We start from the raw sequence: 13,456 nt of genomic DNA, 5'->3' as shown, positions 1-13,456 counted from the left end.
GCAAATGGTTTAACGCCTTAACAGTATTTAACATTTGCCTTTCAGACTGTTAACCGGCAACTTCATTGCTCTCCTTTGTATTCAGAAAAACAAACTGATTATCAAACATATCCAGCTTAATGGCACTATCCTTATCTACCTTACCGGCAAGTATTTGTTTGGATAATTCGTTCAATATCTTTTTCTGAATAACACGTTTAAGCGGGCGTGCACCAAATTGCGGATCATAGCCTAACTGTGCCAGCCAATCCAACGCTTCGTCGGTGGCTTCGATGGTGATACCCATTTCGGCCAGCGTTTGTTGTACCTGCCTGAATTGCAGTTTGACGATATCGCCTATCTCATCACGGTTAAGCGGAGTGAACATGATTATCTCATCTATACGGTTCAAAAACTCAGGCCTGATAGTTACACGTAACAAATCGAACAGTTGATTCTTGGTTTTAGCGATGATCTCGTCACGGTCATCATCCAGGTCGGTAAAGTTTTCCTGGATTATATTTGAGCCTATGTTCGAGGTCATGATAATGATGGTGTTTTTAAAGTTCACCACACGGCCTTTATTATCGGTCAGCCTGCCATCGTCCAATACCTGTAACAGAATGTTAAATACATCCGGGTGCGCTTTTTCTATCTCATCCAGCAATACTACACTGTATGGTTTACGACGTACAGCTTCAGTCAATTGACCGCCTTCATCATAGCCCACATATCCCGGAGGCGCTCCTATCAAACGTGATACCGCATGGCGTTCCTGGTACTCACTCATATCAATACGCACCAGCGCGCTTTCGTCATTAAACAGGAATTCGGCCAATGCCTTAGCCAGCTCTGTTTTACCAACACCGGTAGTACCTAAAAATATGAACGAACCGATAGGCTTACGTTTATCCTGCAAACCGGCACGACTGCGGCGTGTAGCATCGCTAATGGCCTCAATGGCTTCTTCTTGTCCTGCAACACGTTTATGCAGTTCTTCTTCCAAATGAAGCAGTTTTTCGCGCTCGCTCTGTATCATTTTTGAAACCGGGATGCCTGTCCAGCGTGATACCACACCGGCAATATCGTCAGCGGTAACTTCCTCTTTCAACATACGGCTGTCAACCTGCTGTTTTTGCAGTTCGATCTTCAGCTTCTCGATCTCATCCTGTGTTTCACGAATGCGGCCATACCGCAACTCAGCTACCCTGCCATAATCTCCGGCACGTTCAGCCTGATCGGCTTCCAGCTTAAAGTTCTCTATCTGCTCAACCTTTTGATTGATGCCATCCACCAAATCCTTTTCACCCTGCCATTTAGCGCGGATAGAATCACGTTCGGCACTCAGGTTGGCTATTTCTTCACTAAGTTCAGATACCTTGCGTTCATCCTTTTCACGTTTGATGGCCTCACGCTCTATCTCCAGCTGCATAATACGGCGTTCCAATTCATCTACCGATTCCGGAACAGAATCCATTTCGATACGTAATTTACTCGCAGCTTCATCCATTAAGTCGATAGCCTTATCCGGTAAAAACCTGTCGGATATATAGCGTTGCGACATTTCAACAGCGGCAATAATAGCCTCGTCTTTTATATATACCTTGTGATGCTGTTCGTAGCGTTCCTTTAATCCACGTAATATTGATATAGCATCCTGCGGATCAGGTTCATCAACCATCACTTTCTGGAAGCGACGTTCTAATGCTTTATCCTTTTCTACATACTTTTGATACTCGTTCAAGGTAGTAGCGCCAATGGCCATTAATTCGCCACGGGCAAGGGCTGGTTTCAGTATATTGGCCGCGTCCATAGCGCCTTCGCCGCCGCCTGCACCTACAAGGGTGTGTATCTCATCAATAAACAAAATGATCTCGCCATCGCTCTGCACTACTTCTTTCACTACGGCCTTAAGGCGTTCTTCAAACTCACCTTTGTATTTAGCACCGGCAACCAGTGCGCCCATATCCAGCGAATAAACCGTTTTTGATTTTAAGCTTTCGGGCACATCCCCTTTAATAATACGGAAGGCAATACCCTCAGCAATAGCGGTTTTACCCACGCCGGGTTCACCAACCAATACCGGGTTGTTTTTAGTACGGCGAGATAATATTTGTATCACACGGCGTATCTCCTCGTCACGGCCAATCACCGGGTCAAGTTTGCCCGATTCAGCGTACTCGTTCAGGTTACGTGCGTATTTGTTTAGCGCGTTGTAGGTAGCTTCAGCGTTCTGATCGGTAACCTTATTATCGCCACGTAAGCTTACAATGGCTTTTTTCAGATCCTTTTCATTTACACCCGCATCTTTAAGCGCGTTGGCTGTTTTATCATTAGATGCGAGGATACCGAGCAAAATATGCTCAACCGATACAAACTCATCCTTAAACTCCTTCAGGTATCCCTGCGCCTTTTGCAAAGCGCTGTTAGCATCTGATGATAAATATATGTTGCTGCCGCTTACCTTCGGGAATGACGCGATCTGCTGGTCAAGCACTTCGCCAAGCCTGTTCAGGTTAACATTCAGCTTTTTTAATAAGTAACTGATAACGTTCTCATCAACCAGCAGTAATGCTTTAAGCAAGTGCGCATTTTCAATGGCCTGCTGCTGATTACCGGTGGCAATTTCTGAGGCCTTTTGTACAGCCTCCTGAGCTTTGATTGTAAAGTTGTTAAAATTCATAGCGATAACATCTGTTCAAAACACTTACCAATCAATCATTTCTGAAAAAATGGCGGTTATAATTAATTTAAGCCGACTTTTTGGCTGAAAAGCCTGCTACTAATCCTATAACAATCCGCCAATACTTCAGGTTTTAATATGCTTGTTTGCAATACGCTTTTATTACTACATTTGAATTCCCGACCAACTATTTGATAAACTTTGAACCCTGACATCACCAGTACGGTAGCTGTAAAAAGTCGTGCGGAGTTCCGTAACTATTACATGCTGCAAAACCTTAAGAGCATAAAGATGCTCTGCCTTATATTTTTTGCGCTCAACTTATTGTTCAGAATTTTCCTTTCAGTATTTCCTGATAAAATAACACACGCCCACAACTTCCCTGAGTTTAGCATGAGCGTTTGGGTAAATGTTATACTATGCCCTGTATTTTATTTTGTGGTTACTTGGTTTTATAATAAGATAAGGGTTAGCCATAAGTCAACAATAGCCATGTCCATATTTACAATAATGTTCGCGTTGTATATTATTTTCAGCGGAATGGCATCAAGCTTTATTGTAACCTACATACCCAGTGATAACCTGATAGGTTTTATGATAGCTTTAACGGTTATGGGCATAATCTGCGTGTTTGAGTTTGGGCAAACCATGTTTATTACGCTAACCACCGGCATAGTATTCACCTTAACGCTTGCATCGTTATCAAACAGCAGTACCGAGATATTATATAACGAGCTGATATGCTGTATACTGCTAACCGGTTTCTTTTTTATATCGAGATATAATTATACCTACAAAGCCAACCATTTTTTACAGTTGGTTGAGATCAATAAAAAGAACCGCGAAATTGAACAAGCCAGCAATTTTAAAACCGAAGTGCTGGGCACTGTAGCACATGATCTGCGTAACCCGATAGCGGCTATTGAATCTATCACGATGCTGATGGAACTTGATGAACCCGACGACGACATGCGCGAGAACATCGACATGGTAAAACAATCGTGCGAGAAGGCCCGCAGCATTATTAACGATCTGTTAGAAACCGCACGGAATGATAATACTGATGAACTTGTAGTTAACCGGGTAGAACTAAACGGCTTTTTAAAACGCCTGGCAGATGGATGGAACAGCTCGGCAAGCATACCTAATAAGGTTATATTCACCTCATCGCCAACAAATGCTTTTGCTGATATAAATACCGAGAAATTTCAGCGGGTGATAGATAACCTGATTAGTAATGCCGCCAAATTTTCAAAGGATGCTGATACCATAGATATAACCCTTGGGGCAAGCGACAAGCAATTACAGATAGGGGTAAAAGATCATGGTGTGGGTATTCCGAAAGAGATATTACCACTTATTTTTGATCGTTTCTCAAAAGCAGGTCGTAACGGTTTACGTGGCGAACAATCAACCGGTTTAGGCTTAAGCATTGTAAAACAAATAGTTGAAAAACACAAGGGGAAGATAGTAGTGGAAAGTATAGTTGGTAAAGGATCAACCTTTATTATCAATCTGCCCGTAAGCAACTAATCGCTAACCGGCTCTCCGCCAAAAAACTTTTCGTTAAAGTTGACTAGATAAAGTTCATCGGTCGCGCGGGTGCAGGCCGTATAGAACCAGCGGAGAAAATCCATATTTACCATTTCCTCAGTTAAAAAACCCTGATCAACAAATACGGCCGGCCATTGGCCGCCTTGCGCTTTATGGCAGGTTATAGCGTAAGCGAACTTAATTTGCAGGGCATTGTAATATGGGTTGAGTTTTAGTTCCTCGTGCTGTGCACGTTTGCCATGCAGGTGCACATAATCCTTCATTACCTCCAGGTAAAAGCGCTTTTGGTCGATTGATTGCAGTGCCGGAGATTCGGAATAGAGTGTGTCTAACAACACCTTACAATCAACTATCGGGTCTTCGGCATAATCAATAAATTCCAGTTGCACGTTAGCGAAACGAAAGCCGTACATTTCTTCAATACCACGCACCTTACGTATACGGGCAATATCGCCATTGGCAATAAAACCTGTACTTCCCTCCTCCTTATCGTTCAGCCAAAAATAGTTGTTCTTCACTACCATTATCTGGTCGCCGCCGGTAAGTTCTTCTTCGCGCCATAATATGCGGGCACGTATTTGCCGGTTATACAGGTTGGCATTTTTGTTTGACCGGCAGATGATCAGCGTGCTCTCGTGCCCGTATTTACTGTAGGCGTAGTTAAGGCCATCCTCCAACCTATCGCTCCCCATTCTAAAAACATCCTTATAGCCTTTGGTAACAATGTGGGGCATCTGGGTATCTTCCAATCGTATTTGGTTACGCACGTTGGTTACATTATACAATATACCCGAGTTTTTTTGCTGGCGGAGTACATCCGTAAGTTCATAACTGAATATGGTTAATCCGTACTGCCCCCTCATTAACTCCACATCCAATGCCGGGCTTTCCATAGAACCAACAGGCGGAAGCTGGGCCGTATCACCAACCAGCATTAGTTTGCAATTGTTGGTATTATAAACGTATCTAACCAAGTCATTCAACAAAGTTTCACGGTTATTGCCGTTCAACTCGTCAGATATCATGGAAGCCTCATCAACAATAAATATGGTATTGCTTGCCATGTTCTCGGCCAGGCTAAAGCTTTCATCAACATTTAAAGCCGATTTTTTACGATAGATACGCTTGTGGATAGTAAACGCTTTTCGCCCCGAGTAACCCGTTATCACCTTTGCCGCACGCCCCGTAGGCGCCAACAGCACGAACTTGTAGTTGTAGCTGCGTAGAGCCTTTACCAGCGCGCCTAAAATGGTGGTTTTACCAGTACCGGCGTATCCTTTCATAATAAAGCACTCGTCGCCATCATCGCTCAGCAAAAAGCGATGCAACACGCCGAATAGCTCATATTGCTGCTCAGTAGGTTCATGGGGGAATGCTTTACGGATATTTTCTATTGACGACACAGTAACAAATATAAAAACCCTGCGCGGGTTACCGGCAGGGTTTAATTAATGCTTGTATTTAATTACGCTGTAGCGTATAATTCTTCGCGTTGTTTTTTAACGGCTTCGCTGTTGATGTATTCATCATAGGTCATCAGCTTATCAATAACACCACCAGGAGTTATTTCGATGATACGGTTGGCAACAGTTTCAACCAACTCATGATCTCGTGAGGTGAACAATACCGTACCACGGAAATCGCGGATACCATTGTTCAACGCCGTGATCGATTCCAGGTCAAGGTGGTTGGTGGGCTCATCAAACAGCAGTACGTTGGCATGCTGCAACATCATACGACTGAACATACAACGCATTTTTTCGCCACCTGATAGTACGTTACATTTTTTAAGTACTTCCTCGCCACTGAAAAGCATACGACCAAGGAAACCACGGATAAACTGATCATCCTTTTCGCCCGGTGAGTATTCACGCAGCCAGTCGATCAGGTTTTCGTTCTTGCCTTCAAAGTACTCGGCATTTTCGATCGGAATATCAGCCGTGCTGATAGTTACGCCCCATTTAAAGCTACCTGTAAAATCGGCAGTTCTGCCGGTTAACACATCATAAAATGCGCTTGTTGCCAAGCTGTTTTGCGACAGGATAGCGATCTTATCGCCCTTGTTAACCATGAACGATACATCGTTGAACAACACTTCACCGTTAACAGACTTGCCCAATTTTTCAACCTGTAATATCTGGTCACCCGCCTCACGACCAAGGTTATTGAATATAATTCCCGGATATTTACGGTTTGATGGTTGTATTTCGTCAAGGTTGATCTTATCCAACGCTTTTTTACGGCTGGTTGCCTGTTTTGATTTGGATGCGTTGGCGCTAAAACGACGGATGAACTCCTGTAACTCCTTCACACGATCTTCCAATTTTTTGTTCTGATCGGCGCGTTGCTTGGCCGCTAACTGGCTCGATTCGTACCAGAAGGTATAGTTACCAGTGTAAATGGTCATCTTGCTATAATCAATATCTACCACGTGGGTACACACCGAATCCAGGAAGTGCCTGTCGTGCGATACTACAAGTACCGTAGCCTCATATCCCGCAAGGAAATCCTCTAACCAACTCACGGTGTTAATATCCAAATCGTTGGTAGGCTCATCCAGCAGCAATATATCAGGGTTACCAAAAAGCGCCTGTGCTAATAACACACGTACTTTTTGCTTACCATCAAGTTCTTTTACCAGTTTATGATGCAGATCCTCTTTTATGCCGAGGTTGCTTAATAAGGTAGCCGCATTACTTTCGGCATTCCAGCCATCCATTTCGGCAAACAAGTTTTCCAGTTCACCGGCACGCTCGCCATCAGCATCGCTAAAGTCTTCTTTAAGGTAAATGGCATCCTTCTCCTTCATTACGGCATACATCTCCTTGTGGCCCATCAGCACGGTTTCGATCACCGGGAATTCGTCGAACTCGTAGTGGTTCTGTTTTAATACCGCCATGCGTTCGCCGGGAGTAAAACTTACTGAGCCTGTAGTTGGGTCAACCTCTTTTGAAAGTATTTTTAAGAATGTTGATTTACCTGCACCGTTCGCTCCTATTATACCATAGCAGTTGCCGCGGGTAAACTTCAGATTTACATCCTCAAATAATGTACGTTTGCCGTACCGTAAAGTTAAATTTGATACTGTGATCATGTATGCGCCTTTATTTGGCGCAAAAATACGGTTAATTAATGCAACTAAAAAGTTATTGCCAAACAAGGCGGTTATTAACAATTATTAATTACTTAATTTTTAAGTATTTGATAACGTTTTACAGCGTTTTTTGAATGCTTATTGGGTAAAGCATCTTTAATTTATTTAAAAATTAAAAAATGGGGAATTTCTTAATTTTTACTATACCTCAAACTTCCCCGATGTGGGAAAATATTTCACAACCAAAAGTTGAATTATAGTGCTTAAATGACTTAAAATCGACATTTTGCGAAACTAAATGCACATATTGGGCGTTATAACAGTAATTATAAACCGATTTAACTTTTACTTACAATTTGGAACAAGCTTTGACCTATAAGCAGTAATTAATTTTTTTAGCAGATTTTTTAATATTAACGTTATGGTAGCTTTAATTATAGGTTTGGTAGTTGTCAACGTATTGTTGGTACTATCACGTAAGTCAACCTCGCACAGAGGCCTTTATTAATAACAAACCAATTATGAAAATAGTGCCGCTAACGCGGTAGTTTCGTGATCAGCCAGTTTTTGTAACGGCCCCGAAGCAAACATTTTCATCATCATATTAAGTTCAGCGGTAATGGTATACTGTACACTGGTATACCCTGCCTCCTGCGCGAGTAACCATTTAAAATTAACTTTAAATGGCGGCTGGTCTACGGTCGTGATACTGATCTCGGTATTTTCGATGCGGTGATCAACAACAAGGCGCAGGTTGGCCATGTTTTGTATGCTGAAGCTGATCTCATCAGCGGTTGAGCGCCAATTCTGAATATGTGGCGGCATCAACTGCTGATGGTTATTCATATCGCTTAAAAAAGCAAATAGTTCGGCCACGGGCCTTTCAACATGTACTACGCTTTCAAAAACGGTCATATATAAAAATTTCTTATTGTCCCCAGTTTTCAGGGTTACTACGCCATTGCTTTAACAATTCTACATCAGCAGGTAAAATGTACTGATGTTCTTCGGCATATTTTAACAGTGCCCCGTAGTTTGATAATGTGAAGAACGGGCAGCGTGCTTCTTTAAAATTTTCGGTTGCTACATCAAAGCCATAGCTAAAAATAGCGGCAAGGCCGGCTACATCATATTCAGCATCGCGTAAAGCCTCAACAGCCTGCAAGCTGCTTTTGCCGGTTGATATCAGATCCTCGATAACCACTACCCTTTTACCGGTAAGTACATCACCCTCAATCAAATTACCACGACCATGCTCTTTGGCCTTGGCTCTAACATAAACAAATGGTAAACCTAACTCCTGCGCTACTAAAGCGCCTTGCGGAATACCTGCCGTTGCAACACCGGCTATGCAACCAACAGCGCCAAATTCTTCCTGAATTAACGCTGAAAGTCTTTGCCGGATGTAGGTACGAATTGACGGATGTGACAATGTAATACGATTATCACAATAAATTGGCGATTTCCAGCCCGACGCCCATGTAAAAGGATTGTTAGGTTGTAATTTAATTGCTTTAATTTGCAACAGGAATTCGGCTACCTGCTGTTCCGTCTCAGTATAATTAAACATGGCCCAAAAATACAGAATTTATATTAACGAAAAGGTTATTCTGATAACAGAAAAAGCCCCCGAGAATGTAGAGAACCATCAATTAATTGACGGTCAAACCTTTAATCTGAAAACAATCTATCCAAAGATACTCAAATACAACATAGGCCAGTTTTATGTGGTGTGTGAGGATGCTAAGGAATTTATCAGGAATGTAGAGAAAAGCATTACGCTGATAGAGGCTGCGGGTGGCTTAGTAAAGAATGATGAGGGTAACTATTTATTCATCTATCGTAACGATAAATGGGATCTGCCCAAAGGCAAACTCGAAAAAGATGAGAGCCGTAAGGAAGGTGCCGTACGTGAGGTAGAAGAAGAATGCGGCATTACGGTAAGCAAGCTGGGCGATAAGATCTGCAAAACCTATCATGTGTATACCATAAAACGCCAGGTGGTTTTAAAGAAAACACATTGGTATGCCATGAAACATAAGGGCAACGAAAAGCTTAAGCCACAAAAAGAGGAAGGCATTACCGATGTACGCTGGTTTAAAAAGAACCAGGTTGATACTATATTGCAAAATACTTTTCCATCAATTATTGATGTGCTGGTAAAAACAAAATTGGTTAAAGAAAGGCCAGTGCTTCTTTAGGGATGAACTGGCTTATATCTCCCCCATGGCGCAAAACATCGCGCACTATGGTTGAGCTTATGGCCGAGTGACCTGGCTTGCTTACAATAAAAATGCTCTCAATATCAGGCGCCAGGGTGTGGTTCATTTGGGCTATGGCCTTTTCGTACTCAAAGTCGGACACAGTACGTATCCCCCTGATCATGTAGTTGGCATCAATGCTGCGGCAAAAATCAACCGTAAGGCCTTCATAGGCTACAATATTTATTTTAGCTTGATCAGCAAATACGGCCCTTAGCATTTCCTGCCTTTTTTCGATACTTAAAAAACTTTGTTTGCTGCTGTTTACGCCTATGCCTATATAAACCTTATCAAACAGGCCTACTGAGCGTTTAACAATATCAACGTGAGCTTTGGTTACAGGATCAAACGAACCGGGAAACAGGGCGATATTCATGGTAGTAAAGATGATAAAAAAATGCGAAACGGGTTATTGAAATTGCATTTAAGGCCAAGTATGATATTAACTTTATATATTTGGCTTTTTGCCACCGGTATACTAAATAATATATGACGAGTTTTACAGACGGCCTGAGCGATAAATACGAGCTGGTAGTTGGTTTAGAGGTTCATGCCCAGCTATCTACACAAAGCAAAATGTTTTCGGCTGATTCAGCAGCATTCGGTGCCGAGCCCAACCACCATATCAGTATGGTATCATTAGGGCATCCGGGTACATTGCCTTTTACTAATAAAACCGCGGTTGAATATGCCGTAAAAATGGGTTTGGCCTGTAATTGCGCTATCAATAAACACAACTCATTCGCCCGTAAAAATTATTTTTATGCCGATCTGCCCAAAGGGTATCAAATCTCGCAGGATCAGGCACCAATATGCCTGGGCGGTTATGTGCAGGTAAAACTAAGCAATGGGTCAAGTAAAAATGTTGCCCTGCACCATATCCACATGGAAGAAGATGCCGGTAAAAGTTCGCACGATGGGCACCATACCGACTCTTTGATTGACCTTAACCGTGCCGGTGTGCCTTTATTAGAGATAGTAACACAACCCGATCTTCGCAGCGCTGAGGAAGCCGGTCAGTTTTTGACCGAGGTTCGCCGATTATTGCGCTACCTGAATATTTGCGATGGCAATATGGAAGAAGGCAGTATGCGTTGCGATGCCAATATATCGGTACGCTTACATGGGCAAACCGAATATGGCAACCGTTGCGAGGTGAAAAACCTGAACTCTATCCGTAATGTGCAGCGCGCTATCGAGCATGAATTCGCACGCCAGATAAGTGTTATTGAGGCTGGTGGCCATATCGACCAAAACACCTTGAATTTTGATGCTGATACCGGTGAAACATCAGTATTACGTAGCAAAGAAATGGCTAATGATTACCGCTATTTCCCGGAGCCTGACTTGCAACCGCTGGTTTTAACCGAGGATTATGTGGAGCAAATACGAGCCCAACTCCCAGCTCTGCCGCAACAGTTATATAACAGGTATGTTAACGAGCTTGGCTTAAGTGATTATGATGCTGGTGTACTTACCGCCGACCATGATGTGGCTTTATTTTTTGAGCAGTTAACGCAAAAGACCACCAACTACAAAGCGGCCGCGCACTGGTTAATGGGCCCCGTAAAATCATACCTTAACGAGAAAGGGCATTCAATTAGCACTTTGGCCGTAACGCCTGAGCATATTGCCGGTATTATTGAGTTGATAGAACAAGGTAAAATAAACAATACTGTTGCCGCGCATAAGCTATTCCCTGCCCTGCTTGAGCAACCAGCCAAAAAAGCCGCGCAATTAGCACAGGAACTTAACCTGCTTATTACTGCCGATGGTAATGAGGTTGAAGAATTCATCCGCGAAGCGCTGGCCAAGTATCCTGACAAGGTAAAGGAATACCATAAGGGTAAAAAAGGCGTTTTGGGTTTATTTATGGGCGAGGTTATGAAACGCTCAAAGGGTAAGATAGACCCGCAAAAAACTAACCAGTTATTGATAAAGCAATTAGAAGCAAGTAAATGAAATTCCGTTTAGCACAATATACACTAATGGCAGGCACATTATTTATGTTTGCCTGTAGTAATAAAGATTCAGCATCATTCACCGTTACCGGCGAGATCAAAAATCCCGGCGATGCCAAACAAGTTCAGCTGTTACAAATGGATAGCACCGAGCTGCGCCCGGTTGATTCGGCCACCATACAGGATGGTAAGTTCGAGGTAAAAGGCATATCGCCATACGCGGCATTTTACCGCTTAAAAGTTGGCGAAAATGAGTACGACCTGATCGCGAAAAATGGCGAGGAAATAACCTTTAAAGCTGCCGATACCAAAAATGGCTACGAAATAAAGGGTTCAGAAGAATCGGAAAAGCTAAAGGAGTTCCACCAAAAAACAGGTGTTTTTGCTGAGCGCAACACCAAATTATCTGAGGAATTCGAAGCAAAATCTCAGGCGCTGGGCAAACAGTCTGATTCGTTGTTGAACATCTATCGCCCTGCATTCCTGAAAAATTTAGCTGATTATAATAAAGCAGCTATGGATTTTGCGGATGCCAACAAAAGTTCATTAGCCGGATTTTACGCCGCAACCTCTGTCGACCCACGTACTTACGAACAACAGCTAATAGCTTATGCTGAGGCCATAAAAGATAAATTTAAGGACAATCCCATCATTCAGCGTTTCGTTGCGCAAATGATAGCTATTAAGCCCGTATCTGTAGGTCAAAAAGCACAGGATTTTACTATACCTAATATTGATGGTAAAAACATCAGCCTGGCTGATTATAAAGGCAAATACCTGATGATAGACTTTTGGGCCTCATGGTGTGCGCCATGTCGCCAGGAAAATCCGAACGTGGTTAAACAATACAATCTGTATAAATCAAAAGGCCTGAATATATTGGGCGTATCTCTTGATGATGATAAAGCCAAATGGCAAGCCGCTATTAAAAAGGATGGTTTAACCTGGGCGCATGCCTCAAATTTAAAAGGATTTGAAGGCCCTGTTGAACGTATGTATCAGATCACGGCCATACCATCAAACTTTATAATTGACCCTAACGGAGTTATTGTTGCCAAGAATATTACCGGCCCTCAACTTGAAGAATTTTTAAAGAAAACTTTTAGCAAGCCTCAATAAATTGTTAAACCAAAGTAACGCTTAACAATTAATTAATATTACATTAACCATTTACTATAATTAAGCGTATACTTTTATAGCAAAAATTTAACCTGATGAGCTACGCTACTAAACAGAAAATTCTTATTGTTGATGACGAACCGGATATATTAGAGCTGATAGAGTACAATTTAAAAAAAGAAGGTTACCAGGTGTTTTTGGCACATAATGGCCAGGAGGCTGTTACCGAGGCTAAAAGAACCCTACCCGATTTGATAGTACTTGATATTATGATGCCTAAGATGGATGGTATCGAGGCCTGTCGCATTATGCGTACCATGCCTGAGTTTAAAAATACCTTTATGGTATTTTTAACCGCCCGTAGCGAAGAATACTCTGAAATTGCAGGTTTTAACGTTGGCGCTGATGATTACATAGCCAAACCTATTAAGCCACGTGCCTTGGTAAGCCGCATTAACGCTATTTTACGACGCAACGCTCCTGCCGAAGAAGTAGTTGACAACAAACTGGAGATAGAAGACCTTGTGATTGACCGTGAGGCTTACCTGGTATTTAAAAGCGGCGAAAAGATAGTTCTTGCTAAAAAGGAATTTGAACTGCTTTACCTGCTGGCATCAAAACCGGGCAAAGTTTATACCCGCGAGGTGATATTAAAAAATATTTGGGAAGATTCGGTTATCGTTACCAACCGTACAATTGACGTTCACATACGCAAACTACGCGAAAAATTAGGCGAAGAATACATCTCAACCGTAAAAGGTGTAGGTTATAAATTCGGCGCTTAGTTAAGCGATATTTTAACTTA

The 13,456-nt window shown here is 42.4% G+C and carries 11 protein-coding genes; 5 read left to right on the top strand and 6 right to left on the bottom strand.

Going from position 1 to position 13,456, the window contains the following annotated elements:
* Window positions 1-49: 49 nt before the first annotated feature.
* A complete protein-coding gene (clpB, locus tag IM792_RS03730; protein WP_194100384.1) occupies window positions 50-2,662 on the bottom strand; it encodes an ATP-dependent chaperone ClpB in 2,613 nt (870 codons plus the stop codon).
* A 201-nt stretch (window positions 2,663-2,863) separates the two neighbouring features.
* Between clpB and IM792_RS03725 the strand changes: the two genes are divergently transcribed.
* Window positions 2,864-4,195: a HAMP domain-containing sensor histidine kinase gene (locus IM792_RS03725; protein ID WP_194100382.1), complete on the top strand. Its 1,332-nt coding sequence runs from the start codon at window positions 2,864-2,866 to the stop codon at window positions 4,193-4,195.
* Here IM792_RS03725 and IM792_RS03720 read toward each other — a convergent pair.
* The 4 genes from IM792_RS03720 to pyrE form a co-directional block, all read right to left on the bottom strand.
* On the bottom strand, window positions 4,192-5,619 hold the full coding sequence (locus IM792_RS03720; RefSeq protein WP_194100381.1) for an AAA family ATPase: 1,428 nt from the start codon (window positions 5,617-5,619) through the stop codon (window positions 4,192-4,194). The genes IM792_RS03725 and IM792_RS03720 overlap by 4 nt on opposite strands.
* A gap of 62 nt (window positions 5,620-5,681) precedes the next feature.
* Complete coding sequence (locus tag IM792_RS03715; protein ID WP_194100379.1) at window positions 5,682-7,310, bottom strand: ATP-binding cassette domain-containing protein; 1,629 nt, start codon at window positions 7,308-7,310, stop codon at window positions 5,682-5,684.
* A 519-nt stretch (window positions 7,311-7,829) separates the two neighbouring features.
* Window positions 7,830-8,225: an SRPBCC family protein gene (locus tag IM792_RS03710; protein ID WP_194100377.1), complete on the bottom strand. Its 396-nt coding sequence runs from the start codon at window positions 8,223-8,225 to the stop codon at window positions 7,830-7,832.
* Between the two features lie 13 nt (window positions 8,226-8,238).
* Window positions 8,239-8,880 carry an orotate phosphoribosyltransferase gene (pyrE, locus tag IM792_RS03705; RefSeq protein ID WP_194100376.1) on the bottom strand — a complete coding sequence of 214 codons (642 nt, stop codon included), beginning with the start codon at window positions 8,878-8,880 and terminating at the stop codon, window positions 8,239-8,241.
* Here pyrE and IM792_RS03700 point away from each other — a divergent pair.
* Window positions 8,879-9,511, top strand: coding sequence for an NUDIX domain-containing protein (locus IM792_RS03700; RefSeq protein WP_194100374.1), 633 nt, complete (start codon window positions 8,879-8,881; stop codon window positions 9,509-9,511). The genes pyrE and IM792_RS03700 overlap by 2 nt on opposite strands.
* Here the strand turns inward: IM792_RS03700 and coaD are convergent.
* The gene (coaD, locus tag IM792_RS03695) at window positions 9,486-9,947 is read right to left on the bottom strand and encodes a pantetheine-phosphate adenylyltransferase (RefSeq protein WP_194100372.1); all 462 of its coding nucleotides are present in this window, start codon (window positions 9,945-9,947) and stop codon (window positions 9,486-9,488) included. The genes IM792_RS03700 and coaD overlap by 26 nt on opposite strands.
* 113 nt (window positions 9,948-10,060) lie before the next feature.
* Between coaD and gatB the strand changes: the two genes are divergently transcribed.
* The 3 genes from gatB (at window position 10,061) to IM792_RS03680 (ending at window position 13,436) form a co-directional block, all read left to right on the top strand.
* Window positions 10,061-11,533: an Asp-tRNA(Asn)/Glu-tRNA(Gln) amidotransferase subunit GatB gene (gatB, locus tag IM792_RS03690; RefSeq protein ID WP_194100370.1), complete on the top strand. Its 1,473-nt coding sequence runs from the start codon at window positions 10,061-10,063 to the stop codon at window positions 11,531-11,533.
* Window positions 11,534-11,559: 26 nt separating this feature from the next.
* Window positions 11,560-12,651: a TlpA disulfide reductase family protein gene (locus tag IM792_RS03685; protein WP_194100368.1), complete on the top strand. Its 1,092-nt coding sequence runs from the start codon at window positions 11,560-11,562 to the stop codon at window positions 12,649-12,651.
* A gap of 95 nt (window positions 12,652-12,746) precedes the next feature.
* The gene (locus IM792_RS03680; protein WP_194100366.1) at window positions 12,747-13,436 is read left to right on the top strand and encodes a response regulator transcription factor; all 690 of its coding nucleotides are present in this window, start codon (window positions 12,747-12,749) and stop codon (window positions 13,434-13,436) included.
* Window positions 13,437-13,456 lie beyond the last annotated feature (20 nt).

The sequence above is a fragment of the Mucilaginibacter sp. JRF genome, assembly GCF_015223065.1.
Taxonomy (GTDB): domain Bacteria; phylum Bacteroidota; class Bacteroidia; order Sphingobacteriales; family Sphingobacteriaceae; genus Mucilaginibacter.
This window is presented reverse-complemented; position numbering and strand designations above follow the sequence as displayed.

Bases quoted from the DNA above. Each gene is read 5' to 3' on its own strand.
- IM792_RS03710 (WP_194100377.1), bottom strand. From the start codon at position 8,225: ATGACCGTTTTTGAAAGCGTAGTACATGTTGAAAGGCCCGTGGCCGAA.
- pyrE (WP_194100376.1), bottom strand. From the start codon at position 8,880: ATGTTTAATTATACTGAGACGGAACAGCAGGTAGCCGAATTCCTGTTG.
- clpB (WP_194100384.1), bottom strand. From the start codon at position 2,662: ATGAATTTTAACAACTTTACAATCAAAGCTCAGGAGGCTGTACAAAAG.
- IM792_RS03680 (WP_194100366.1), top strand. From the start codon at position 12,747: ATGAGCTACGCTACTAAACAGAAAATTCTTATTGTTGATGACGAACCG.
- IM792_RS03700 (WP_194100374.1), top strand. From the start codon at position 8,879: ATGGCCCAAAAATACAGAATTTATATTAACGAAAAGGTTATTCTGATA.
- IM792_RS03715 (WP_194100379.1), bottom strand. From the start codon at position 7,310: ATGATCACAGTATCAAATTTAACTTTACGGTACGGCAAACGTACATTA.
- gatB (WP_194100370.1), top strand. From the start codon at position 10,061: ATGACGAGTTTTACAGACGGCCTGAGCGATAAATACGAGCTGGTAGTT.
- IM792_RS03685 (WP_194100368.1), top strand. From the start codon at position 11,560: ATGGCAGGCACATTATTTATGTTTGCCTGTAGTAATAAAGATTCAGCA.
- coaD (WP_194100372.1), bottom strand. From the start codon at position 9,947: ATGAATATCGCCCTGTTTCCCGGTTCGTTTGATCCTGTAACCAAAGCT.